25 protein-coding genes are annotated in these 24,642 nt (G+C 64.9%); 18 read left to right on the forward strand and 7 right to left on the reverse strand.

The annotated features are described in order from the left end of the window. Positions 1-197 precede the first annotated feature (197 nt). The 3 genes from AXW67_RS23550 (at position 198) to AXW67_RS23560 (ending at position 1,892) form a co-directional block, all read left to right on the forward strand. Positions 198-545, forward strand: coding sequence for a hypothetical protein (locus AXW67_RS23550; RefSeq protein WP_063679774.1), 348 nt, complete (start codon positions 198-200; stop codon positions 543-545). Positions 546-611: 66 nt separating this feature from the next. After that, on the forward strand, positions 612-1,097 hold the full coding sequence (locus tag AXW67_RS23555; RefSeq protein ID WP_063679775.1) for an adenosine-specific kinase: 486 nt from the start codon (positions 612-614) through the stop codon (positions 1,095-1,097). Positions 1,098-1,151: 54 nt separating this feature from the next. Further along, positions 1,152-1,892 carry a protein-L-isoaspartate(D-aspartate) O-methyltransferase gene (locus AXW67_RS23560; RefSeq protein ID WP_063679776.1) on the forward strand — a complete coding sequence of 247 codons (741 nt, stop codon included), beginning with the start codon at positions 1,152-1,154 and terminating at the stop codon, positions 1,890-1,892. 118 nt (positions 1,893-2,010) lie between these two features. On the opposite strand, the gene AXW67_RS23565 is transcribed toward AXW67_RS23560, so the two are convergent. Beyond that, positions 2,011-2,472: a VOC family protein gene (locus AXW67_RS23565; RefSeq protein ID WP_063679777.1), complete on the reverse strand. Its 462-nt coding sequence runs from the start codon at positions 2,470-2,472 to the stop codon at positions 2,011-2,013. 195 nt (positions 2,473-2,667) lie between these two features. Between AXW67_RS23565 and AXW67_RS23570 the strand changes: the two genes are divergently transcribed. Next, complete coding sequence (locus AXW67_RS23570; RefSeq protein WP_063679778.1) at positions 2,668-2,982, forward strand: hypothetical protein; 315 nt, start codon at positions 2,668-2,670, stop codon at positions 2,980-2,982. A gap of 199 nt (positions 2,983-3,181) precedes the next feature. Beyond that, on the forward strand, positions 3,182-3,496 hold the full coding sequence (locus tag AXW67_RS23575) for a twin-arginine translocation signal domain-containing protein (protein WP_063679779.1): 315 nt from the start codon (positions 3,182-3,184) through the stop codon (positions 3,494-3,496). A gap of 133 nt (positions 3,497-3,629) precedes the next feature. Here the strand turns inward: AXW67_RS23575 and AXW67_RS23580 are convergent, their stop codons facing one another. The 3 genes from AXW67_RS23580 to AXW67_RS23590 all read right to left on the reverse strand — a co-directional run bounded on the left by AXW67_RS23580 (position 3,630) and on the right by AXW67_RS23590 (position 5,972). Then, positions 3,630-3,884, reverse strand: coding sequence for a GCG_CRPN prefix-to-repeats domain-containing protein (locus AXW67_RS23580; RefSeq protein WP_063679780.1), 255 nt, complete (start codon positions 3,882-3,884; stop codon positions 3,630-3,632). 179 nt (positions 3,885-4,063) lie between these two features. After that, on the reverse strand, positions 4,064-5,074 hold the full coding sequence (locus tag AXW67_RS23585) for an alpha/beta fold hydrolase (RefSeq protein ID WP_063679857.1): 1,011 nt from the start codon (positions 5,072-5,074) through the stop codon (positions 4,064-4,066). A gap of 199 nt (positions 5,075-5,273) precedes the next feature. Next, positions 5,274-5,972, reverse strand: coding sequence for a winged helix-turn-helix domain-containing protein (locus AXW67_RS23590; protein WP_063679781.1), 699 nt, complete (start codon positions 5,970-5,972; stop codon positions 5,274-5,276). A 162-nt stretch (positions 5,973-6,134) separates the two neighbouring features. On the opposite strand from AXW67_RS23590, the gene AXW67_RS23595 reads away from it, so the two are divergent. From AXW67_RS23595 to AXW67_RS23605, 3 genes are all read left to right on the forward strand, one after another. Beyond that, positions 6,135-6,443 (forward strand): NIPSNAP family protein, encoded by a 309-nt coding sequence (locus tag AXW67_RS23595; RefSeq protein WP_027555111.1) that lies wholly within the window; start codon positions 6,135-6,137, stop codon positions 6,441-6,443. Positions 6,444-6,468: 25 nt separating this feature from the next. Continuing rightward, positions 6,469-6,819 (forward strand): antibiotic biosynthesis monooxygenase family protein, encoded by a 351-nt coding sequence (locus AXW67_RS23600; protein ID WP_063679858.1) that lies wholly within the window; start codon positions 6,469-6,471, stop codon positions 6,817-6,819. 73 nt (positions 6,820-6,892) lie between these two features. Next, positions 6,893-7,702: an isocitrate lyase/PEP mutase family protein gene (locus AXW67_RS23605; RefSeq protein WP_063679782.1), complete on the forward strand. Its 810-nt coding sequence runs from the start codon at positions 6,893-6,895 to the stop codon at positions 7,700-7,702. A gap of 101 nt (positions 7,703-7,803) precedes the next feature. Here AXW67_RS23605 and AXW67_RS23610 read toward each other — a convergent pair whose 3' ends face one another. Further along, on the reverse strand, positions 7,804-8,196 hold the full coding sequence (locus AXW67_RS23610) for a hypothetical protein (protein WP_063679783.1): 393 nt from the start codon (positions 8,194-8,196) through the stop codon (positions 7,804-7,806). 164 nt (positions 8,197-8,360) lie between these two features. On the opposite strand from AXW67_RS23610, the gene AXW67_RS23615 reads away from it, so the two are divergent. Next, positions 8,361-9,011: a trimeric intracellular cation channel family protein gene (locus tag AXW67_RS23615; RefSeq protein WP_063679784.1), complete on the forward strand. Its 651-nt coding sequence runs from the start codon at positions 8,361-8,363 to the stop codon at positions 9,009-9,011. Here the strand turns inward: AXW67_RS23615 and AXW67_RS23620 are convergent, their stop codons facing one another. Further along, a complete protein-coding gene (locus AXW67_RS23620; RefSeq protein WP_063679785.1) occupies positions 9,012-10,223 on the reverse strand; it encodes a c-type cytochrome in 1,212 nt (403 codons plus the stop codon). It abuts the gene before it with no gap. Positions 10,224-10,514: 291 nt separating this feature from the next. Between AXW67_RS23620 and AXW67_RS23625 the strand changes: the two genes are divergently transcribed. The 9 genes from AXW67_RS23625 to AXW67_RS23665 all read left to right on the forward strand — a co-directional run bounded on the left by AXW67_RS23625 (position 10,515) and on the right by AXW67_RS23665 (position 24,108). Further along, the gene (locus AXW67_RS23625; RefSeq protein ID WP_063679786.1) at positions 10,515-14,006 is read left to right on the forward strand and encodes an indolepyruvate ferredoxin oxidoreductase family protein; all 3,492 of its coding nucleotides are present in this window, start codon (positions 10,515-10,517) and stop codon (positions 14,004-14,006) included. Positions 14,007-14,648: 642 nt separating this feature from the next. Beyond that, on the forward strand, positions 14,649-15,806 hold the full coding sequence (locus AXW67_RS23630; protein ID WP_063679787.1) for a thiolase domain-containing protein: 1,158 nt from the start codon (positions 14,649-14,651) through the stop codon (positions 15,804-15,806). Beyond that, the gene (locus AXW67_RS23635) at positions 15,806-16,195 is read left to right on the forward strand and encodes a Zn-ribbon domain-containing OB-fold protein (protein ID WP_063679788.1); all 390 of its coding nucleotides are present in this window, start codon (positions 15,806-15,808) and stop codon (positions 16,193-16,195) included. Before AXW67_RS23630 ends, AXW67_RS23635 begins: the two co-directional genes overlap by 1 nt. A gap of 293 nt (positions 16,196-16,488) precedes the next feature. Further along, positions 16,489-17,349, forward strand: coding sequence for a MaoC family dehydratase (locus AXW67_RS23640; protein ID WP_063679789.1), 861 nt, complete (start codon positions 16,489-16,491; stop codon positions 17,347-17,349). A 75-nt stretch (positions 17,350-17,424) separates the two neighbouring features. Continuing rightward, positions 17,425-18,303 carry an SDR family oxidoreductase gene (locus AXW67_RS23645; protein WP_063679790.1) on the forward strand — a complete coding sequence of 293 codons (879 nt, stop codon included), beginning with the start codon at positions 17,425-17,427 and terminating at the stop codon, positions 18,301-18,303. 216 nt (positions 18,304-18,519) lie between these two features. Further along, positions 18,520-19,473 carry a dihydrodipicolinate synthase family protein gene (locus tag AXW67_RS23650; protein ID WP_063679791.1) on the forward strand — a complete coding sequence of 318 codons (954 nt, stop codon included), beginning with the start codon at positions 18,520-18,522 and terminating at the stop codon, positions 19,471-19,473. Between the two features lie 4 nt (positions 19,474-19,477). Beyond that, a complete protein-coding gene (locus AXW67_RS23655; protein WP_027555125.1) occupies positions 19,478-20,293 on the forward strand; it encodes an NUDIX hydrolase in 816 nt (271 codons plus the stop codon). 80 nt (positions 20,294-20,373) lie between these two features. After that, the gene (locus AXW67_RS23660) at positions 20,374-21,288 is read left to right on the forward strand and encodes a DMT family transporter (RefSeq protein ID WP_063679792.1); all 915 of its coding nucleotides are present in this window, start codon (positions 20,374-20,376) and stop codon (positions 21,286-21,288) included. A 132-nt stretch (positions 21,289-21,420) separates the two neighbouring features. Continuing rightward, entirely contained in the window at positions 21,421-24,108 is a 2,688-nt protein-coding gene (locus AXW67_RS23665) for a PAS domain S-box protein (protein WP_063679793.1), read from the forward strand. Here AXW67_RS23665 and AXW67_RS23670 read toward each other — a convergent pair whose 3' ends face one another. Continuing rightward, positions 24,109-24,459 carry a GrlR family regulatory protein gene (locus AXW67_RS23670; RefSeq protein ID WP_027555128.1) on the reverse strand — a complete coding sequence of 117 codons (351 nt, stop codon included), beginning with the start codon at positions 24,457-24,459 and terminating at the stop codon, positions 24,109-24,111. Positions 24,460-24,642: the final 183 nt, after the last annotated feature.

Raw genomic sequence — 24,642 nt, forward strand, 5'->3', positions numbered from 1 at the left:
CGCATCGCCCGTGCGCTGGCGATGCTGAAGGACAAGAAGACGGAAATGCCGGCGAAGAAGCACGACAATTTGCCGTTGTGACAAAAGCGTAGGGTGGGTTAGGCGAAGCCGTAACCCACCAGCGGAACCGGCTACGCGTCAAGACCTCGGTGGGTTACGCTACGCTAACCCACCCTACGGGCTCGATCCAAAATCCAATGACCGAAGACGATCCCACCGACGAGATTTCAGAGATCGAAGCGCGGATCGAGGCGCTGGTCGAGATCGCCGAACGCTGCCGGAAGTTCATCCTGGCTTCCAAGATCGCGATCGGCGGCGGAGCCGCACTGCTGCTGATCACGATCCTCGGCCTGTTTGGTTTCGGTCAAACGGCGGCGCTCGGTTCGATCGCCCTGGTGCTGGGCGGGATCGTTTCGTTCGGATCGAATGTCAGCACGTTGCGGCAAACCAACGCTGCGATCAGCGCTGCGGAGATGCGCCGCCTGGAGCTGATCGGCAGGATCGATCTTCGTCTGGTCGCTGATACGCCCATGAAGCTGGTGTGAAGCGGCTTGCAATCGCCTGCCGCAGGCCTACCATGACTGGCGTTGGACCCTTGAGGGAGCGCAGCCATGGAACTCACCGTGGTGCCCATCGTCAAGCCGGACGCCACCAACTTCATCTTCGGCCAGTCGCATTTCATCAAGACCGTGGAAGACCTCCACGAGGCGCTGGTCGGCGCGGTGCCGGGCATCCGCTTCGGACTGGCCTTCTGTGAAGCCTCGGGCAAGCGGCTGGTGCGCTGGTCGGGGAACGACGAAGCCGCGCTTACGCTGGCACGCGACAATGCGTTGGCCATCGGCGCCGGTCACACGTTCCTGATCTTCCTGGGTGACGGATACTTTCCCGTCAACGTGCTGGCTGCGGTGCGCGCGGTGCCGGAGGTCTGCCGCATCTATTGTGCGACGGCCAATCCGACACAGGTGATCGTCGCGCAAACGGACCTCGGCCGCGGCGTGCTCGGCGTGGTGGACGGCAGCTCGCCGCTGGGCATCGAGACCGACGCGGACATCGCGTGGCGGAAAGACCTGCTGCGAAAGATCGGCTACAAGCTGTAGCGACTGGATGCAGCGGACGACGTGAATTGCGTATCTCGTAGAGAGCGCACGATCATGAAGGCGTTGCTGCACGTGTTTGCCATGGTTGTCGCTGCGTGGGAGGCGGCCGCGCAGGATGCGCCACAGGACGACCAATGCGTCCGTGAACGCGCCGCCATGGTCGAAACCATCAGGGCCTACGCCCGGTCCGCCGGAAGTGGCTTGGGACAGCAAGGCTTGTCGGAGAAGGTGCTTGACGCCATGGCGCAAACCAAGCGCCATCTGTTCATCGCCGAGCGATCCTGCGCGATCGCCTACGCCGACAGTCCGGTACCGATCGGCCTCGGCCAGACCATCTCGCAGCCCTACATCGTGGCCTTGATGACCCATTTGGCCGAAGTCGCGCCCGATCACGTCGTGCTCGAGATCGGCACAGGTTCGGGCTACCAGGCCGCCATCCTTGCGCGCCTGGCGCGAAAGGTCTGCACCATCGAGATCATCCCGCAATTGGCCGAGACCGCCACGAAGACTCTGAGAGACCTCGCGTATGACAATGTCAGCGTCAGGCTTGGCGATGGCTACGATGGCTGGCCCGAATGCAGTCCGTTTGATGCCATCATCGTGACGGCCGCGCTGGGGCATACGCCACCGCCTTTGATCGAGCAGCTCAAGGTGGGTGGTCGCCTCATCATGCCGGTGGGAGCCGGTTACGGCACGCAGCAGCTCACGGTCGTCGAAAAAGTCGCGCCCGGCAAGACAACGACGCGCAGCGTCGCCTACGTGCGGTTTGTCCCCTTTACGCGTTCACAGAACTAGAGGCGTGATGAATTTGGATTGAACCTCCCGCTGCAGCGCCGGCGCAATCGCACGCTCTAGAGCCCGCGCAGGATGGGCTGAGCATAGCGAAGCCTATCCTGCGAGGCCGTGACTTCGTCTACGCAGCCTTGTGCTGCTGCTTCATGGCCTCCGCCGCACGCTTCTTCAGTTCGGCGGGCGATACATCCTCGATATGGGTGCCGATGTGCCATCGGTTGCCCGCCGGATCCGTCACGCCGCCGCTGCGGTCGCCGTAGAATTGATCGGCGGGCTCCATCACCGATGTGCCGCCGGCCTTGAGCGCCTTCTGATAGACTGCATCGACGTTCGGTACGTAGAGATAGAGCATCGTGGATGTTGCTTGTGCGCGCTCCGAGGCGTCGGAAATCATGATGATGGAATTTCCGACCTTGAACTCCGCATGTCCAACCTTGCCATCGGGCCGCATCATCGGCTCGAAGACCGGTTGGGCTCCAAAAGCGTCCTTCATGAAGCGGATGATCTTCTCCGCACCATCGACGACGAGATAGGGCGTGACGGTGTGGTATCCCTCGGGAACCGGTTTTACCTTGGTTGCCATGGCTGTTTCCTCTGGTTTTGATGAACCCATGCAGGACGACCCAGCCCTTGTCGTGTCGGAAATCTTCGACCCGGTCTTTGAACAAAGTATGACGGCTGGCGCCGCGTTTCAGCGGGCGGTCGCGTCAATGTGCGTCCGCTGCTAAGTTCCCCGTTGTCAGCGTTGCCGGGTCACAAAAACATCAGGGAGATCCCAATGCCCGCCGCCTTCTTCGTCGTCCGCGCCACCGTCACCGATGCTGGCAGGCGTGCCGCGTTCGACAAATGGTACGAGACCGAACATCTGCCGGATGCGGTGAAGGCGTTCGGCGTGAGCAAAGCGTGGCGGTTCTGGAGCCTCGACGATCCGTCGCTGCATCAGGCGGTGTATCAGTTCGATGACGAGGCGGCGCTCGAGGCCATGCTGAAGGGCGAGGCGTTGAAGCGGCTGACGGCCGATTTCAACCGCGACTGGCCCGAGGTGACGCGCGCGAGAGAGACGCTGGTGCTGGCGCAGGAATTTGGGACATAGCCTCGTCGCCCCGGAAGGACGGTGCTGAGGCAATCGTAGCTCGGATGGAGCGCAGCGAAATCCGGGGCAAATGTATCAGCGCTGTCACTTCATGTCAGCTTTTCAATGAACCTGAACGCGCGCTTCAGCCGCAGTTCATGTCGCTGCTCCGACACTTCATTCTGCATCACGAGGACGATGATCCAAGAGGAAAGATGTCATGGAGCGCCGCAACTTCTTGAAGCTTGCATTCGGTGTCGCGGCTGGAGCGGCCGCGTTCACGGCGACTGCACAGGCCGCGCCGCTGTCGCCGCAACCGATCGGTGAGCTGGCCCGCACGCCGCAAGGCACTTCGGAGGCTCATCCCGCGGTCACCACCAGCGAGGAAGCCGCTCGTCTGAAGCCTGAGCAGGTTCATTGGCACGGCGGCTGGCATCATCGCCACTGGGGCTGGCGTCACCGGCATTGGGGCTGGCGTCATCGGCACTGGGGCTGGCGCCGACGCTGGCATCGCCGCCACTGGCGGCATTGGTAGGTCGGGGCCGGCAACTCGGCCTTCCCTGACAAACGGGGACCGCCTTGCGGTCCCCGTTTTCGTTCATCCCGGCAAAAGAAAATGGCCGCGCCAGCAATGCCGCGCGGCCATTTCGCAGCACGAGAAGATCAGATCAAATCGGACGGCAGCGGCCGTAGTACCAGCGGAAGCCGTACGGGCAGACGCGTGCACGCGGCACCACGACGACCGGCGCCGGGGCGACCACGACAGGGCCAGGGGCAACGACGACCGGACCGCCGCGCATCGGGCGGCAGCCGCCATACGGGCCACGGTACCAGCCGGGGCCGCAGCCACCAGCGGCGCTGGCCGCCTCGCTGAAACCGACGACGGCGCTGGCGAGCATGACGGCGGCAAACAGATATTTCATTTGATCTCCTTCTCGTCTTTGGGGAGGGCGCTTGCGGCGCACAATGAATCAAAAGACACGATTCGACACATTAAATTCGGGTGGGATGTGTCGACACGGCGCGATCCAACTTCGCAATCATGACCTGAATGCGACATGAATGCTTGTCGCGATGTTGCTTCAGGCGACAGCGATTGGCGCTAGCGGCCAAGGAAGCCGAGCACCAGCTCCCGGTACTTGTCGGGCGCTTCCAGGAAGACGAGGTGACCGGTGTCCGGAATCACCTCGGCTCGTGCGTTCGGCATCTTGTCGGCGAACGCTTTTGCGAGATCGGCGTTGTGCCCCATCTTCGGCCGCAGCGCCTCCGGCGCGTTCGGCCGGCCTGGTGCGTTGTGGTCGTCTGCGCCCATGATGAAGAGCGTCGGCTCGGAAACAAGCGGGATCTCGTGCGCCACCGGCTCGCGATAGATCATCTGGCCGGAGCTGACGAAGGCGCGCAGCCAGCGCGGATAATCCGGGCTGCCCTTGATGTTGAAGCGGGCGTCGATGAACGGCGTGATCTGGTCCGGCGGAAGTTTGATTGCGTAGTTGGTCTCGAGCTGCTTGCGGTAGCCCTCCGGCGTCAGCTTGTCCTCGGTCTCGATGATCTTCTCGGTCGGCACCGGCGGCACGTAGAGGCGGTAATCCTCGAGCCCGATCGGCGCGGTCAGCACGAGATGGTTGACCCGATCCGGATAAGCGCGCGCGATGCGCACCCCCAGCATGCCGCCGAGCGAGTGGGCGACGATGTCTGCCTTGTCGATCTTGAGATGATCGAGCAGCGCGATGGTGTTGCGCGCCAGCGTGTCGAAATGCAGCTCGCCTTGCGGCTTGGAGGATTTTCCGAAGCCGACCTGGTCCGGCACCACGACGCGATAGCCGGCCTCGCTCAGCATCTTGATCACCGGCGCCCAGTAGCTCGACGGAAAATTGCGCCCGTGCAGCAGCACGACGGTGCGGCCGTTCGGCTGCGCCGGGACCACGTCCATATAGGCCATGCGGACGTTCTCGCCGTCACTGACGAGCGGCAAGAGGTTGACGGGGTAGGGATAGGCGAAGCCCTCGAGCGCGATGCCGTAGGGCTCGCGCGGTGTGGCATCGGCGGCGTGGGATGCGAGAGGGGCGGAGGCGAGAAGAGCGGCACAGAGTGCGGCCGGCAGGATGCGGTTCATGGAGAGGCTCTGATTGGAATTGACGCTGTGAGACACGGTCTCCGTCATGCCCGGGCAAAGGCGCGAAGCGCGTCTTCGCGCAGATGTCCCGGGCATCCACGTGCGAGCCGCAATAAACGCGTGGATGGCGGGGTCAAGTCCGGCCGTGACGAGATCGTCCGATCACACGCAAACGTGCGATTTATCGCGATTTGCGTGATTACTCCCGCCCGTTGCCGAACAGCGCGGCGAACTGCTTCTCGCCGGTGCGGGTGAAGTTCACGACGCGGCTGCCGGGCGTGGCATCGCGCGCGGCCCATTTCAGTTCGGTGAAGCGCCTCATCATCGCCGCGCCGAGTGTGCCGGCGAGATGATGGCGCCGCTCGCTCCAGTCGAGGCACGCCTTGCAGACGGGGCGGCGCGGATGGGTAAGCATGTCGGGCGAGATCTGCAAATGCCTGGCGAGGAAGCGCTCGCCTTCCACCGTCAGCTCGATCTCCTGCTTCTTCTGCTTCACCAGTTTTCGCTCGCGCAGGCTGTCCAGCATCTGCACGCCGAGATCGCCGGCAAGATGGTCGTAGCAGATCCGCGCCCGCCGCAGCGCCGGATCCTTTGGTCCCGTGCGCACGCGCATGTGGCCGGCCCGTGCGGCAAGGCCTGCGAGCCCTTCGAGCACGCCGGCGACGTCGGGATCGGTGAGGCGGTAATAGCGGTGCCGGCCCTGCTTCTCCGGCTCGATCAGTCCGCCGGCCTCGAGCTTGGCGAGATGGGAGCTTGCGGTCTGCGGCGTGATGCCGGCCTCCTGCGCGAGCTCGCTCGCGGTGAGCGCGCGGCCGTTCATCAGCGCCGTGAGCATGTTGGCGCGGGCGGGGTCGCCGACCAGCGAGGCGACCATGGCAATGTCGGGTCCTGCTTTCATGCTTCGATGGTAGCCGAAGCATTGGTGCCGGGCAAGCGCGTAGGGTGTAACCAATTCGTCATTGCGAGGAGCGAAGCGACGAAGCAATCCAGGCTGCCTCCGCGGCCGCACTCTGGATTGCTTCGCTGCGCTCGCAATGACGGCGAAACGAGGAGAACCCGCATGTCCGTCACCGTCTTCATCCGCTACCAGCTCGATCCGTTCAAGCGCGCGCAGTTCGAGGACTATTCGAAGCGCTGGCTCACCATCATCCCGAAATGCGGCGGCGACCTGATCGGCTATTTCATGCCGCATGAGGGCACCAACAACATCGCCTTCGCGCTGATCACCTTCGAGAGTCTGGCCGCCTATGAAGCCTATCGCGCGCGGCTGCGCCAGGATGCGGAAGGCATGGCCAATTTCCATTTCGCCGAGGAGAACAAGTTTATTCTTGCCGAGGAGCGGACCTTCCTGCGCAAGGTGGTATTGTAGCCACGTCGCAAACAGGGAGATGCCCATGATCGCCGTGATCTTCGAGGTCTGGCCGAAGCCGGAACACCGCAAGGACTATTTCGACCTCGCGGCCGATCTGAAGCCGCTCCTGCAAACCATCGACGGCTTCGTCTCGGTCGAACGCTTCGAGAGCCTGACCGAGAAGGGCAAGATCCTGTCGGTCTCGTTCTGGCGCGACGAGGCCGCGGTCGAGGCCTGGCGCAACACGATGGAGCACCGCCGCAGCCAAGCCAAGGGTCGTGGCAAGATCTTCGCCGACTACCGCTTGCGCATTGCCAGCGTCATCCGCGACTACGGCATGACCGATCGCGAACAGGCGCCGAAGGACAGCCGCGCCGTACACGACGCGCATTAGCACGTGCCCGGGCGCGCACTGGCGCTGCCCCGGGTGGGTGCCTATGTCTGCGCGGCCAACAAGGGAGAGAAACATGCATGTCACGACCGCGGACAAACGCGCGACGTTCAGGAAGATGCACGATGCCGGCTGCTTCATCCTGCCCAATCCGTTCGACGTCGGCAGTGCCAAGGCGCTACAGCATCTCGGCTTCAAGGCGATCGCCTCGTCGAGCGCGGGCTTTGCCTGGACCATCGGCCACGCCGATAACCGCGTCACGGTCGACGACGTCTGTCAGCATCTGGCAGCATTGTGCTCGGCCGTCGACATCCCCGTGAACGCGGATTTCGAGGGCGGGTTTGCCGTCGAGCCCGACAGGGTCGCGGAAAATGTCGAGCGCGGGGTGCGGACCGGCGTCGCCGGCCTGTCGATCGAGGATTCCACCGGCGACAAGGACAAGCCGATCTACGAGCGTGCGCTCGCGGTCGAGCGCATCAGGGCGGCGCGCAAGGCGATCGGCGACAGCGGCACGCTCCTGGTCGGCCGCTGCGAGGCCTACCTATGGGGCGTTGCCGATCTCAAGCTCGTTATCGACCGGCTCACCGCTTATGCGGACGCCGGCGCCGATTGCCTCTATGCGCCGGGCCTGAAGACGCGCGAGGACATCGCCGCGGTCGTGAAGGCCGTGCATCCAAGGCCGTTCAACCTGCTGATCGGTGGCTCGGGCCTGTCGTTGCAGGAGGCCGCCGATCTTGGCGTGCGGCGGATCAGCGTCGGCGGCTCGCTGGCGCGCGCCGCCTGGGGCGGCTTCATGCGCGCGGCGAAGGAGATGGCGGAGAAGGGGACCTTCGCAGAGCTCGGAAGCGGCTATCCCGGCGGCGAACTCAACAAGATGTTCAGCTGACGCGAACGATTCAGCCGGCCCAAGCGACAAGCGGCGGGATGTCGGGTCCCGCCTGATCCCGCCGCTTTCGCATTTCAACGCGATTGGTTACTGCGTGCCTTTTACTGCGCCTTGCCGCCGTCAGACGGCGCGGCAGGCTCCGCTGGCTTGCTCGGCGCCGCACCCGTGGTCACACCCGGCGCGGTATTGTTCTTCGGCGTCGCGTCACGCATGCCCGGAGGCGACGCCGGATTGGTCGGCTGCTTCTGTGCGGTCTGCGAGGCCGGGGCGTTGCTGGCCTGGTTGGTCGTACTCGTGTTGTTCAGGCCGTAGAATACGGCGCCCAGCACCAGCGCGATCGCAACAGCGAACAACGCAACTTTACCGCTGGAGGCGGGGCCTTCCCCGAGCTCGGGATCGGCCTGCAGGTCGGCATCCCGGCGTGCCGCGCGAAGATACTCATCGTCGGCGAGGTTCGGGCGGTACGGATCGTTGGGAAAACGGTCGTCAGCCATCGATTGGTCTCCTCGATTATTGCGCCGAGACAACCCGTGGCTGCGAGGTTCTGTTCCGTGCTCCCTAATGCTTTCGTCGCATGTTGTTGCCCGCGCCCCGGGAATCGGGAACCTGTTCGTGGGAACCCGGGACGTGAGTTCCACGCGAGCAAGGGAACAAAGCAATGTGGAGCCTGCCGCCGAGCGATAGCGTGCTGCATTTCCTATCCCTGGTCGCGGTGGCCGCACAGGGCATGACGGCCGCGCTTGCGGCCGGACGGCGCAGCATGGACTGGTTGGGGGTCTGCTTCCTCGGCTGCATCACCGCGCTCGGCGGCGGCACGCTGCGCGATCTCTTTCTCGGCCACTACCCGCTGGCCTGGGTCGCCAACCCGATCTATCTCGCTCTGGCCGGCGGCGCCGCCTTCATCACCATCCTGTTTGCGCGCCTCGTGCACCGGCTGAAGGTCGCCTTCATCGTGCTCGATGCCATCGGCCTCGTCGTGTTCACCATGGCCGGCTGTGACGTCGCCTGGCAGATGGATGCCTCGCTCCCGATCGTCATCGTCTGCGGCATGGTGACGGGCTGCGCCGGCGGTGTCCTGCGCGACGTCCTCTGCAACGACGTGCCTCTGCTGTTTCGCTCCGAGCTCTATGCCAGCGTATCGGTCGTCACCGGCCTGTTCTACGCCACGGCGTTTGGCCTCAAGCTCAACGCCGAGCTCTGGACCATTTTGACCTTCGTGCTCGGCATCAGCTTCCGCCTGCTCGCGGTTCGCTACAAATGGGAGATGCCGAAATTCGTGTTCACGGGTGATGAGGAGCGGGGGTCATAACTACGGCCCTTGCTTCCGCGCCTTCGCCACCTGCGCCGGCGTCACCAGCGGCGCGGCGTTGCCCCAGGAATTGCGCATGTAGTTCGTCACCGCCGCGATCTGCTCGTCGGACAATTGCTTGGCATAGGCCGGCATTTCGCCCGAGTTGGGGGCGCGCGGCGTCGTCACGGTGTGCGCGCCGTCGAGGATGATGCGCAAGGTGGAGGATGGATTGAGCGATTGCAGCAGCGCATTGCCCGGCAACGGCGGATAGATCCGCGGCGCGCCGGAGCCGTCGGCTTCATGGCAGGCGATGCAGAGCCGCGCGTAGACGGCCTGGCCGGCCTTCAGCTCGGCCTCGTCAGGCGGCGTCACGATCGGCTCACGCCGCGCCGCCGGCAGGCTCTTCAGATACACCGCCATGGCCCGCACGTCGGCGTCGCTCATCTTCGACGTCGAGCCGACAACGACCTCCGCCATCGGCCCGTCGGCATGGCTCCTGGCGTTGCGCCCGCTCTGCAAGTACTCGGCGATGTCCTCAGTGCTCCACGATTTCAGCCCGCTGCGCGCCGCGCCATCGAGCCTTGGAGCGAACCAGCCGCCGACCTCGTTGCCGGACAACGCCTGTGCGTCCTTGTCCGCGCCAAAATAGTTTTTCGGCGTGTGGCAGGCGCCGCAATGGCCGAGCCCGGTGACGAGATAGCCGCCGCGATTCCACTCGGCGCTCTTGCTCTGGTCCGGCTCGAACAGGCCGGGCTTGAAGTACATGTAATTCCAGACCCGCATCAGGCCGCGATGGCCGAACGGCCATCGCAGCTCCGGCGGCTTGTTGCGGCTCACGACGGGCGCGAGCGTGCCGAGATAGGCGCGGATCGCCAGCGTGTCGTCCTTCGTCATCCGGGTGAAATAGGGATAGGGAAAGGCCGGGTAGTACAGCGAGCCGTCCGGCGCGGTGCCGTAGCGCAGGGCGCGGGTGAAATCGGCATCGCTCCAGGCGCCGATCCCGGTGTCGCGGTCGGGCGTTAGGTTCGGGGTGAAGATCGCGCCGAAGGGCGTGTCGATGCGCGTTCCGCCGGCAAAAGGCTTCGCGGGATCGGCGGTGTGGCAACCCGCACAGTCACCGGCCACCACCAGTGCCTCGCCGCGAGCGATCATCTCCGGCGACGGCTCGCTGGCTGCGGCTGCACTCGCAACTGCACTGCACAAAATCAGGCCTGCCAGAATCGTCCGCATCCTCGGCCTCTCCCGCGACCAATCGCCACTATCCGCATTATAGGGGCGTCACGTCATTTCGCGATGGCGGGGCATGGTGACACAAATTGAAAATGCCCGGCGCCTTTCCGGCCACGAAATTGCGATTTTTACCCGATGCCGCTTCCGAGCCAGATTTGTGGTGCGAAGCGTTAAATATCCGACATAGAGTGGCAGAGGTGGTCGGCGCGCCCGAGCTAAAAACAACGGGCAGGCAACGGCTTAAGCAACCTTAATTGAGCAAGACCTGAACAGGGCGGCAAAGAGGACAGCATGGGCATCAACCAGGGTCCGATCAGTCTCGATCAAAAATACACCCAGGAAACCGGACACGTCTTCACCACGGGCATCCAGGCGCTGGTCCGCCTGCCCATGGCCCAGATCCGGCGGGACCGCGCCAATGGTCTCAACACCGCGGGCTTCGTCTCCGGCTACCGCGGCTCGCCGCTCGGCGGCTACGACCAGCAGCTCTTCGCCGCACGAAAACATCTCGAGCAGTACAACATCAAGTTCCAGCCCGGTGTGAACGAGGATCTCGCGGCCACCGCGATCTGGGGCTCGCAGCAGCTCAACCTCTCGCCCGGCGCCAAGTATGACGGTGTGGTCGGCATCTGGTACGGCAAGGGCCCCGGCGTCGACCGCTGCGGCGACGTCTTCCGCCACGGCAATGCCGCGGGGTCCGCCAAGAACGGCGGCGTGCTGTGCCTCGCCGGCGACGATCACGGCGCAAAGTCCTCGACCGTTCCGCATCAGTCCGACCACGCCTTCATCTCGGCCCTGATGCCGTATCTCTATCCGTCCAGCATCCACGAGATGATCGAGATGGGCCTGCTCGGCATCGCGATGTCGCGCTATTCGGGCTGCTGGGTCGGCATGAAGGTGATCACCGAGACGGTGGAGACCACCGCCGAGATCGACCTCACCGACGAGATGAAGCCCTTCATCATCCCCGCCGATTTCGAGCTGCCGCCCGGCGGCCTCAACCTGCGCTGGCCGGACGACCGCTTCGAGCAGGACCGTCGCCTCCAGGACTACAAGGGCTTTGCCGCGATCGCCTTTGCGCGCGCCAACAAGGTCAACCGCGTCACCATGGATTCGCCGAACGCGCGCTTCGGCATCATGGCGTCCGGCAAGAGCTATGAGGACGTCCGCCAGGCGCTGCGCGAACTCGGCATCACCGAGGAGGTCGCCGCCAAGATCGGCCTTCGCCTCTACAAGATCGGCATGCCCTGGCCGTTGGAGCCGGAAGGCGTGCGCCAGTTCGCCGTTGGCCTCGAAGAGATCTTCATCATCGAGGAGCGGCGCGAGATCGTCGAGAACCAGGTCAAGCAGGAGCTGTTCAACTGGCGCGACGACGTGCGCCCGCGCATCGTCGGCAAGATGGACGACCACGACAAGCGCTTCCTGACCTTCGCCGCCGAGCTCAGCGTCGCCTCGCTTGCCACCTCGCTCACCGAACGCCTGCTTCGACTTAACCTCAACCCCGAGATCGCGGAGATGCTCCGCGCCAAGGCCGACTGGTTCAACGGCCGCCAGGCCACGCAAATGCAGGCGACCGCGCCTGTCTCCCGCGTCCCGTATTTCTGCTCCGGCTGTCCTCACAACACGTCGACCAAAGTCCCTGAAGGCAGCCGTGCGCTCGCCGGCATCGGCTGCCACTTCATGGCGCTGTGGATGGACCGTTCGACCGAAACCTTCACGCATATGGGCGGCGAGGGCGTGCCGTGGGTCGGCATCGCGCCCTTCACCAACGAGAACCACATTTTCGCGAACCTCGGCGATGGCACCTACTTCCACTCTGGAATTCTCGCCATCCGCCAGGCGATCGCCTCCAAGGCCAATATCACCTACAAGATCCTCTACAACGACGCTGTCGCCATGACCGGCGGCCAGCGCCATGACGGCGATCTCTCGCCGCAGAAAATCATGGCCCAGCTTCACGCCGAGGGCATCAGCGAGATCTATCTGGTCTCGGAAAACCCGGACGCCTATCCGGCCAACACCATCGCGCCGGGTGTGAAGAAATATCATCGCGACGAGCTCCAGAACGTCATGAAGATGTGCCGCGAGTACAAGGGCACGTCGGCGATCGTGTTCGTGCAAACCTGCGCGGCCGAGAAGCGCCGCCGCCGCAAGCGCGGCCTGATGGAGGATCCGCCGCGCCGGGTCATGATCAATCCGGCCGTCTGCGAGGGCTGCGGCGACTGCTCGGTGCAGTCGAACTGCATCTCGGTCGAGCCGCTGGAGACCGAGTTCGGCCGCAAGCGCGCCATCAACCAGTCCTCCTGCAACAAGGACTATTCCTGCCTGAAGGGTTTCTGCCCGTCCTTCGTCACCATCGATGGTGGCGCGCCGCGCCACCGTGCACCTGGCGAGCTCGCTGACATCGGCGAGCTGCCCGAGCCGGCCTCGCGTCCGGCGCTGGACAAGCCCTACAACATCGCGGTCGGCGGCGTCGGCGGCACCGGTGTTCTCACCATCGGCGCGCTGCTCGGCATGGCCGCGCATATCGAGGGCAAGGCCTCGATGATCCTCGACATGTCGGGTCTGGCGCAAAAGGGCGGGGCGGTGCTCAGCCACGTCCGCCTGTCGGATCATCCGGCCGAGGTGACCTGCTCGCGCATCGTCACCGGCACGGCCGATCTCGTGCTCGCCGCAGATGAGGTGGTCGCGGTCGCCAAGGACACGATCTCGCTCTGCGATACCAGCCGCACCCGCGGCATCATCAACAGCCACGTCATTCCCACCGCCGATTTCATCCTCAACCGCGATTTCAACTTCCAGACCCGCAAGCTGAATGGGCTATTGGAAACCGCGCTGCACAAGGACTCGGTGTTCTTCGATTTCACCAAGCCGGCCGAGCAGCTCCTCGGCGACTCTATCGCCACCAACATGATGATGATGGGCTACGCCTATCAGAAGGGCTTCTTGCCCCTGTCGGCGGAAGCGATCGAGCAGGCGATCGAGGTCAACGGCGTCTCGATCAAGATGAACAAGGAGGCCTTCCGCCTCGGCCGTCTCGCGGTCGCCGATCCCGCGCGCCTTGCGGACATGCTGAAGGGGACTGACGAGGTCGTTGCGCCCAAGACCCTGGACGCAATGACGCTGGACGAGGTCATCGAGCATCGCACCAAGCATCTGACCGCCTATCAGAATGGTCGTCTGGCGAAGCGCTATCGCAAGCTCGTCGACCAGGTCCGAGACGTCGCGGTGAAGGGCGGCTATGACGACGCGCTGCCGCGCGCGGTCGCGATCAACTACGCAAAACTGCTCGCCTACAAGGACGAGTACGAGGTCGCGCGCCTCTTCACCGACGGCGCGTTCGAGCAGCAGCTTCGCGACCAGTTCGAAGGCGACTACAAGTTCAGCTTCAACCTCGCCCCGCCCATCCTCAGCAACGGCGTCGACCCGCTGGGCCGCCCGAAGAAGCGCGCCTTCGGCCCGTGGATGCTGAAGGCATTCCGCGTGCTTGCAAAATTCAAGTTCCTGCGCGGCACGCCCTTCGACATCTTCGGCCGTAGCGCCGACCGCAAGCTCGAGCGCGATCTGATCGCGGGCTACGAGAAGGACGTCGCCACCGTGCTCGGCCTGCTGTCGCCGGTCACGATCGACACCGCGGTGGAGCTCCTGTCGCTGCCCGACCGCATCCGCGGCTACGGCCCGGTGAAGGAGAAGGCCGTCGCGGACGCCAAGGCCCGCTACGCCCAGCTCGCCGCCGACCTCGCAAGCCCGCCATCCGCGCCAAGGCAGATCGCGGCGGAGTAGGGGCGGTCTCTAGTCAGTAGGGTTGGCAAAGGCGCAAAGCGCCGTGCCCACCATCTTACCCGGATTGCACTAGGAGAGGTGGGCACGCTTCGCTTTGCCCACCTTACGATTTCTGTTCGAAATCAACCGCCGGTCTACTTTGCATGGGATTGTTTTCGAAAAAAAGAAAATCACTTGTGCCGTCGGGCAAAACACCTTTACGACTCTGCCCGTCATTGCGAGCGCAGCGAAGCAATCCGGAAATGCGTCCGGGGAAAGACTCCTGGATTGCTTCGCTGCGCTCGCAGTGACGACGTCGAGGCAGACGGGCAATGCATGACCGTCACCCCCGCGCAATGGCGAAGCCATTGTCGCTGGAGGTGCGAGCGGTGCGGTGCGTAGCACCGTGCAGCGAGCCTCGAAGGGCGACGGCCCGGGTCTTGCCGCGAGGAAAGCGCTGAAGCAGCTCGGCCGCTCATCCTTCGAGGCTCTCCATGCGGCGCGCTGCGCCGCATGGCTCGCGCCTCAGGATGATGGGGCAAGCGTAGCACTTGCGTCGACCCGCTGCCCTCTCGCCCGACGGAATATTTCCGCGCTTGCCAACGGGGCATCCGCGGTTCAGAAAAACGGAGCAAGAAGAAACGCCAGCGGAGACCTGAAGTTTTGACCATCAAGGGCAAGGCCTACATTGCCGGGATTTTTGAACACCCGACCCGGCATGCGCCGGACAAATCCACCGCGCAGCTCCACGCCGAGGTCGCCAAGGGGGCGATCGAGGATGCCGGGCTCAGCAAGGACGATGTCGACGGCTATTTCTGCGCCGGCGACGCCCCCGGCGGCGCCTGGCCGATGGTCGATTATCTCGGCCTCAACACCCAAAAGCTGCGCCACGTCGATTCCACCGAGACCGGCGGCTGTTCCTACATCATCCATCTCGGCCATGCCGCGGAAGCAATTGCCGCGGGCAAGTGCTCGATCGCGCTGATCACGCTCGCAGGCAAGCCGCGCACCGGCGTGATGCCGCCGCGTGCGGCTGGTGCCGAGGCCGATTTCGAGTTGGCTTACGGTGCGACCACGCACAATGCCTACGGCATGTGTGCCATGCGCCACATGCACGACTACGGTACCACGAGCGTGCAGCTCGCCTGGATCAAGGTCGCGGCCTCGCATCATGCGCAATACAATCCGCATGCGATGCTCAAGGACGTCGTCACCGTCGAGGACGTGCTGAACTCGCCGATGATCTCCGATCCCTTGCATCGCATGGATTGCTGCGTCGTCTCCGACGGTGGCGGTGCGCTGATCGTGACGACGCCCGAGATCGCCAAGAGCCTGAAGAAACCGCAAGTGCGCCTGATCGGCCATGGCGAAGCGATGAAGGGCCCGCGCGGCGGCAAAGACCTCGACCTCACTTATTCCGCCGGCGTCTGGTCCGGCCCGCGCGCATTTGACGAAGCCGGCATCACGCCGAAGGATATCAAATATGCCTCGATCTATGACAGCTTCACCATCACCGTCCTGATGCAGCTCGAGGACCTCGGCTTCTGCAAGAAAGGCGAGGGCGGCAAGTTCGTCGCCGACGGCAATCTGATCTCTGGCGTCGGCAAGCTGCCGTTCAACACCGATGGCGGTGGCCTCTGCAGCAACCATCCCGTCAACCGCGGCGGCATGACCAAGATCATCGAGGCCGTCAGGCAGTTGCGCGGCGAGGCGCATCCGAAGGTGCAGGTTCCGAACTGCGATCTCGCCATCGCCCACGGCACCGGCGGCCTGCTCGGCGTCCGCCACGCAGCCTCGACGGCCATTCTGGAGCGCGTGTGATGAGCGAAGCAAAGAAATATTCGGCACCTGTGACCAACGCCGAGACGGCGCCGTTCTGGGAAGCAGCGAAGCAGGGCAAGTTCATGATCAAGCGCTGCACCGCCTGCGGCGAAGCGCATTACTTCCCGCGTTCGATCTGCCCGTTCTGCTATTCGGACAAGACGGTGTGGGAGCAAAGTTCGGGCGAGGGCACGATCTACACCTACAGCCTGATGCGGAAGTCGCCGACCGGCCCTTACGCGATCGGCTACGTTACGCTGAAGGAGGGTCCGTCACTCCAGACAAACTTCGTCGATTGCGATCTCACGACGCTGAAGATCGGCCAGAAGGTGAAGGTGGTGTTCAAGCCGACGGACGGCGCGCCGCTGCCGTTCTTCACGCCGGTCTAACGCGGCGTGCTGCGTAGGGTGGGTAGAGCGAAGCGAAACCCACCGACGCGGGCAATGATGGGTTTCGCTGCGCTCTACCCATCCTACGAATCTTCCTTCCCCCCTTGTGGGAGAAGGTGGCGCGAAGCGCCGGATGAGGGGTCTCTTTCCGCGGATGGACTCTCGATGCGGAGCCAACCCCTCACCCAAATGAGATTGCTGCACGGCTCTCGTGGCCCTCTCCCACAAGGGGAGAGGGCACATTAACGGGCGCCGCTGCTCGCGGAGAGAGACCCGGGGAGGAAACCAACAACATGTCGGCCAGATACGAAGAACTTAAATCTCTCAAGAACCTCGGCCAGAAATACGCCTACACCGACCGTGAAGTGATGCTCTATGCCTACGGCATCGGGCTCGGCGCCGATCCGATGGACGAGAGCGAGCTCGCCTTCGTCAACGAGGGTACGCTGACGCCCCGGCCGCTCAAGGTGGTGCCGACCTTCGCCTCCGTCGCCGCCTGGGGCTCGGGTCCCGGCGAGATGAACCTCAACCGCGTGATGGTGGTCGACGGCGAGCGCGACATCACCTTCCACCAGCCGCTGCCGACGGCCGCCCACATCACCGCCGACTCCTCCGTGCTCGAGGTCTACGACAAGGGCAAGGACAAGGGCGTGGTGATCAGCCACCAGACCGTGCTGAAGAACGAGAAGGGCGAGAAGCTCGCGACTCTGGTCGCCTCACGCTTCGCCCGCGGCGATGGCGGCTTCGGCGGGCCGAACCTGATCCAGCCCGATGCCCACCAGATCCCGTCGCGCGCGCCCGACAAGAGCATCGACATCACCACGCGTCCCGACCAGGCGCTGGTCTATCGCCTCTGCGGCGACCGCAACCCGCTGCACTCCGATCCCGAGTTCGCCAGGAAGGCCGGCTTCCCGCGCCCGATCCTGCACGGCATGTGCACCTACGGTATCACCTGCCGCGGCGTGCTGCAGACCTATGCCGACTACGACCCAGCCGCCTTCCGCCAGCACATCGCGCGGTTCTCCTCCCCGGTCTATCCCGGCGAGATCGTGACCATGGACCTCTGGAAGGACGGCAACGTGATCTCGTTCGAAGCCAAGGTGAAGTCGCGCGGCGTCACCGTGATCAAGAACGGCAAGACGGTGCTGGGTTAGGAAGGCACCGGCGGCGTACTCCCTCGCCCCGCCTGCGGGGAGAGGCGAAGAAACAAGAAACAGGGAGAAGCCACCATGGGACTACTCGACGGCAAGGTCGCGCTGATCACCGGCGCGGGCGGGGGGCTCGGTGAGGCCTACGCAAAGCTGTTCGCGCGGGAAGGGGCATCCGTCCTCGTCAACGACCTCGGCGGGCCCCGCGACGGTTCCGGCGCCGACAAGTCGATGGCGCAGATGGTGGTGGACGCAATCAAGGCCGGAGGCGGCAAGGCGGTCGCCAACGGGGCCGACATCTCCACCATGGAGGGTGGCCAGTCGGTGTTCGACGACGCCATCAAGCATTTCGGCCGCGCCGACATCCTCGTCAACAATGCCGGCATCCTGCGCGACCAGACCTTCGCAAAAGCCTCCGAGGCCGACTGGGACAAGGTCATCAAGGTGCATCTCAAGGGCACCTTTTGTTGCACCATGCCGGTGTTTCGCTGGATGCGGGAAAACGGCGGCGGCGTCATCGTCAACACCTCCTCGACCTCGGGCCTGATCGGTAATTTCGGCCAGACCAATTACGGCGCGGCCAAGGGCGGCATCTGGGGCCTGTCCAACGTGCTGGCGATCGAGGGCCGCAAATACAACATCCGGATCTGGACGCTGGCCCCGGGCGCGCTGACCCGCATGACCGCAGACCTGCCCCGCTATAAGGAGAACCCCGGTGCGGCGCTGGGGCCGGACGGCATCGCGCCGGCCGTGCTATACATGGTCAGCGATTTGTCGGGCGACCAGACCGGCAAGGTGCTGGGCGTGTCCGGGCCCCGCGGCGTGCGCGAAATGCGGATGATGGAGATGGAAGGCTGGAAACCGCCGCACACCGGCTGGAACGCCCAGGACATCGTCGATCACGCCAAGGAGATCTTCTTCTCCGAGGAGCAGATCAAGATGGGCGCGCGGCGGTTTTAGGAGTTGCCGTCATCCCGGGGCACGCGAAGCGTGAGCCCGGGATCCATACTCCCGGCGCGTTTGGCCCTTGGGCCATTCGCGCAACCCAAATAGGCCGGCGCGCCTATTCTTAGTTTTCTGCGAATGCGGCAACCCGCACACGCAGCGTGGTTATGGATTCCGGGCTCGCGACTGCGTCGCGCCCCGGAACGACAATTAGAGAGAGACGAGGCACTTATGAAACTCACCGCCGATGCCAAGGGCACCTTCGCAATCGCGCCGACGCCGTTCCACGATGACGGCCGGATCGATGAGCGCTCGATCGACCGCCTGGCCGATTTCTACGAGGAGGTCGGCTGCGACGGCGTCACGGTGCTCGGCATCCTCGGCGAGGCGCCGAAGCTCGATGCCGCCGAGGCCGAGCAGGTGGCGGTGCGCTTCGTCAAGCGCGCCAAGAAGATGCAGGTGATCGTCGGCGTCTCGGCGCCCGGCTTTGCCACCATGCGCTCGCTGGCGAAGGCCTCGATGGATGCAGGCGCCGCCGGCGTGATGATCGCGCCGCCGCCGTCGCTGCGCACCGACGACCAGATCACCGGCTATTTCAAGCAGGCCGCTGAAGCGATCGGCCCCGACGTGCCCTGGGTGCTCCAGGACTATCCGCTGACCCTGTCGGTGGTGTTCACCCCCGCGGTGATCCGCAAGATCGTCACCGACAATCCGAACTGCGTGATGCTCAAGCACGAGGACTGGCCGGGGCTGGAGAAGATCTCGACGCTGCGCAACTTCCAGAAGGACGGTTCGCTGCGGCCGCTCTCGATCCTGTGCGGCAATGGCGGCCTGTTCCTCGATTTCGAGATGGAGCGCGGCGCCGACGGCGCGATGACCGGCTACGCCTTCCCCGAATTGCTGATCGACGTCGTGCGGCTGTCGAAGGAGGGCAAGCGCGATGCCGCGCATGACCTGTTCGACGCTCACCTGCCGCTGATCCGCTACGAGCAGCAGCCCGGGGCAGGGCTCGCCGTACGCAAATACGTTCTCCAGAAGCGCGGCATCATCGCCTCCAGCGCGCAGCGCAAGCCCGGCGCGACCATCACCGCGGCGGCGAAGGCCGAGGTCGATTATCTCCTGTCGCGCGTCGCCCGCGTCGACAAGCGCGCCAATCTCCAGCCGCAATCGAGCGCCGCAGGTTAATCGCATGGCCGAGACATCAGCATCACGTCCCGCTTCGACGATCCTCCTGCTGCGCGACTGCGCGAGTGTAGACGGCGACAGCCGCGACGAGATCGAAGTCTTCATGATGGTCCGCCATCATCAGATCGAGTTCAATTCGGGCGCGCTGGTGTTTCCCGGCGGCAGCGTCGATGCCGGCGACAACGAGATCGTCGCCCGGTCCGACCTGTATTCAGGCGGCGAGGGACTAAGCGAGGCCGATCGGGGCTTCCGCATCGCCGCGATCCGCGAGACTTTCGAGGAGAGCGGCATCCTGCTGGCGCGGTTGAGAGGCTCATCCGCGCCGGTCGATGCCAAACGTGCCGGCGAGATCGCGGACAAGCATCGGGTCGCGCTCAACGAGCACAAGATCAGCTTTCTCAGCATTCTCGCCGACAACGGCCTCCAGCTCGCGCTGGATACTTTGGTGCCTTACGCGCACTGGATCACACCGGAGGGCATGCCCAAGCGTTTCGACACCTGGTTCTTCCTTGCGGCCGCGCCGCCCGACCAGCTCGGTGCACATGACGGCAGAGAGTCGACGGATTCGATCTGGGTGTCGCCGCGCGAGGCAGTGGAGGGCGGCGAGAGCGGGCGCTTCAAGCTGCCGTTCCCGACCACGCGCAACCTGATCCGGCTGGCGAAGCAGGGCAGCGTGAGCGCGGCGATCGACCATGCCCGCGGCATGTCCATCGTCACGGTCATGCCGGTGATGACGAAGACCGAAAGCGGCCGCCAGCTCCGCATTCCCCGCGAGGCCGGCTATGACGGCGAGGTGTTCGAGGTCGGCGCGGTCGGCTGACACACTTCGATGCGTAGCGAATTATCGGTGATCCTGACGCGGTAAGTTCCGCTGCCTCGAGGCAGGACGGACCGCGTGACATGGACAGCCGGCAGGACACCAACATCACCGTCGAGCTGGCGCTGCTGCTTGCGCTCGCCACGTTCTGGGGCGGCTCCTACACCTTCATCAAGCTCGGCGTTGCCACCATCCCGCCGATCACGCTGATCGCGGCGCGTACCGCGATCGCGGGCCTCTTGCTGCTCGCGGTGATGCGAGCGCGCGGCATCAGCATGCCGACGGACGCCGCGACGTGGCAGCGCTTCGCCTTCCAGGCCGTGCTCAACAGCGTCATCCCCTGGACGCTGATTGCCTGGAGCGAGCGTCATGTCGATGCCGCGCTCGCCACCATCCTCAATTCGGCCGCGCCGATCTTCACCTTCCTGTTCACGGTCACTGTGACCCGGCACGAGGCGACGACGCCGCGCAAGCTGGTCGGGGTGGTCGCCGGGATGGCCGGCATCTGCCTGATCGTCGGCGTCGATGCATTTCATGACGTCGGCCGCGGCCTCGTCGCGGAGGCGGCGATCGTCGCCGCCACCATCTGCTACGCCTGCGCCGCGATCTTCAGCCGCGGCTTCAAGGGCCTCGATCCGATGGCGCCCGCCGCCGGCTCGCTGCTGGCGGGGGCGGCGGCGCTGATCCCGGCCTCGCTCGTGGTCGAGCAGCCCTGGACGTTATCGCCCTCGCTGGCTTCCGTGCTGGCGCTGCTCGCGCTCGCCGTGTTTTCGACCGCCGCGGCGTTCGCGATCTACTTCCGCCTGATCCAGACCCTCGGCTCGGTCGGCACCACCGCGCAGGCCTATCTCCGCGTGCCCATCGGGGTCGCCATCAGCGTCGCCTTCCTCGGCGAAAGCCTGAGCCAGACCGCCTGGATCGGGCTTGCCTGCGTCGTCGTCGGCGTTGCCGCCATGACCATCCCGGCGAGGGGCCCGGTCAGCGTCAAAACGTCCTGACCGGAAAGGTTAACCGAGGAGGGAGGGCGGTCGCGGCTTGCAATTTTAAGGATATTCCGCGGCCGAAGGCATGTTCCCCCAAGGCCGCAAGACGTCGTATATTGGGCTGCCAGGAGCCCGGTCACCACACCAATGTCCGCCGAATTGTCGCCGAACCCCGAGAAAAAGCGAATATTCTCGCTCTCCATCGGCCAGCTGACGTTCGGCAGCTTCCTGCTGGTGCTGGCGGTGATCATCGTCACCTCGACGGCGAGCGTGATCGCGATCCGGCACATCGATTCCACCTTCGCGGAGCTGCAGCGGCTCCAGAGTGTCGGCGATCTCGCCGAGGACATTGACCGGCGCATGAACGAGCTGCGGCTGGCCGCACGTGACTTCGTCACCGATCCCGGCGCCGGCATCCAGTTCAAGCAGGTCGGCGAGGCGGCCGCAACGCTCAGCGACATCTTGAAGAAGACCCGCATCGAGCTCGCGCCCGAGCAGCAGGACATGATCGACGGGGTCACCGAGCGGCTCGCGACCTACCGCAGCGGGCTGGATCGCATCTCCACCTTGATCGACCGGCGCGCCCAGCTGCTGGCCGGCTTGCCGCCCTTGCGCGACCAGTTCGACGCGGCCGTCGCCGGAACCGCGGACCGCGAGCTGGCGGCCCACCTGTCGGAAGCGCAGAGCCGGATCGCGCTGGGGTTGCTGGCGCGCAATCCGTCGGCGGCCGAGCAGGCCGCGCAGAGCATGCGGACGATGGATATCGCTGACGCCAAGCTGAAGGCAGCGGTGGACGGCTATGCCGAGGCCATCATCGCCGTGGCCGTCCGGGAACGGCAGATCGCCGATATCGACCGCGAGGTGCTGGGTACCGAGGGCCGTCTGATCGGCCGCGTCACCGAATTGTTGCGCGAGGTCAGCGCGCGGCGCGGCCACGTGCTGTCGCGCGACTTCGCCCGTACGCTGACCGAGGCGAGATGGCAGAGCATCGTGTTCGGCACGATCGGCGTGCTGATCGGCATCGTCGCGGCCGCCTTCGTCGTGCGGCGGACCGTCCGGCCGCTCGCAAAGATCGCAAGGTCGATCCGCGCGCTCGCTGCCGGCGAGAAGAACGCGTCGATCCCGTCGGCCGACCTTGACAACGAAATCGGCGACATCGCCCGCGCCGCCGAGGTGTTCCGCCGTGCGCTGGAGGAGGCCGACACGGCCCGCGAGGCCGCGGTGCGCGCGCTGACCGAGCAACGGCTTGCGGAAGAGAGCTATCGCAAGCTGTTCGAAGGCTCGGTCGACGGCATCTATGTCACGACGCCGGCCGGCGACCTCCTCAACGCCAATCCGGCGCTGGCGCGGATGATGGGCTACGACAGTCCGCAACACCTCATCGACAGCATCAACGATATCGCCCACACCATCTACGTCCATCCAGAGGCGCGCGCCGAATATCAGCGGCTGATGGAGCGCGACGGCATGGTGCGCGAGTTCGAGTACCAGGTGCGCCAGCGCAGCGGCAACATTTTGTGGCTCTCGGACAGTGCGACAGGCGTGCGGGACGAGCAGGGCAGGATCGTCCGTTACGAGGGCACGCTGCGCGATATCACCGACCAGAAGCGCGCTGAAGATGCGATCGCCGAGGGCCGGCGCCTGCTGCAGCAGGTTATCGACACCGTACCCGCCGTGATCAACGTCAAGGACCGCGACCTGCGCTATGTGCTGATGAACCGCTACATGGCCGGCATCTTCGGCATCGAGCCCGGCGATGCGCTTGGCCGCACCACGGCCGACCTGATGTCGCGCTACGGCGCCGCCAAGACCGACGAGAACGACAAGCGGGTGCTCAAGCTCCGCAAGGGGCTCGGCTTCTACGAGGAGGAGTACAAGGACGCCTCCGGCAGCATGCGGCAATGGCTCGTCAACAAGCTGCCGCTGCTCGATACCGAGGGCGAGATCGAGCGGATCGTCACCGTGGCGCTCGACATCGGCGAGCGCAAACGCGGCGAGCTGGAGATGCGCAAGGCGAAGGAAGCCGCCGAGACCGCGCTGCGCAATCTGCGCGAGACCCAGGCCTCGCTGATCGAGGCGGAGAAGCTCGCGGCGCTCGGGCGGCTGGTCGCCGGCGTCGCGCATGAGGTCAACAATCCCGTCGGCATCAGCCTGACGGTCGCCTCCGCGCTCGAGCGCAAGACCGCGATGTTCAGCGCCGATGTCGAGCGGGGCGAGCTGCGCCGCTCGACGCTGAACGATTATCTCAACACCAGCCGCGATGCGTCCTCGCAGCTCGTGGCCAATCTCAACCGCGCCGCCGAGCTGATCCAGTCGTTCAAGCAGGTCGCTGCCGACCGCAACTATTCGGACCAGCGCACCTTCGACCTTGCCGACCTCACCGAGCAGGTGGTGATGAGCCTGCGGCCGGGCCTGCGCAAACACAACCTGACGCTCAACGTCGACTGTCAGCCCGATCTGACCATGAACAGCTATCCCGGCCCGTACGGCCAGGTGCTGACCAACCTGTTCCTCAATGCGGTGGCGCACGCCTTCCCGGATGGACGTCCGGGGATCATCGACATCCAGGTGCGCGAGTCCGGCAAGGACAATGTCGAGATCATCTTCTGCGACAATGGCTGCGGCATGAGCCTCGATGTGCGCCGCCGCGCCTTCGATCCGTTTTTTACGACGCGGCGCGACCAGGGCGGCACGGGCCTCGGCCTGCACATCGTCTACAGCATCGTCACCAACCGGCTGGGTGGACGGCTCGATCTCGATTCCGAGCCGGGCGGCGGGACGCGCATCCAGATGATCCTGCCGCGCACGGCGCCGCTCGAGCAGGCTGCGGAATAGCTAGTCTACGTCCGAAAGCTTGCGAAGCGTGGCGCCAAAGATCTGGCTGGCCTTGCCGACGAGCGCCGTCCCGGTCATCTCCGCGCGCGTATCGGTGAAGGTGCCGCTGACGCCGATGCCGACCGGGGCCGGGCCGCCGAACAGGGGATTGTCGTCGCCGCGCGGGGAGGTGTGCCGTTGCACCAGCACCTCGCCCTTGAAGGTGTTGTCCTTCACCGTGTAGCTGCCGGTGTAATAGAGGTAGGCATCGCCGCCAAGAATCTGGCCGTCGCGAAACAGGATCACGCCGCTGCCCTTGCCGACTCGACCATCGAGCAGCGCCACATGAATCGAATAAAGACCGTTTTTCATAACGCCCGCAGGTCGGCCACCTTCGCCCAAGGCGGACCGGTCCAGCTTTTATGCCAAAGCGCGTTGGCCTGCGCAACGCGTCAGATTGGCGACCGACAGCGCTGATCAATGCCGCGAACCGTAGTTATCCCGGCTTGTCTGTGACGTGGATATGACGGCCTCATAGTGCCGCGGGACCAGTCG

It is taken from the genome of Bradyrhizobium neotropicale (assembly GCF_001641695.1).
Lineage (GTDB): Bacteria > Pseudomonadota > Alphaproteobacteria > Rhizobiales > Xanthobacteraceae > Bradyrhizobium > Bradyrhizobium neotropicale.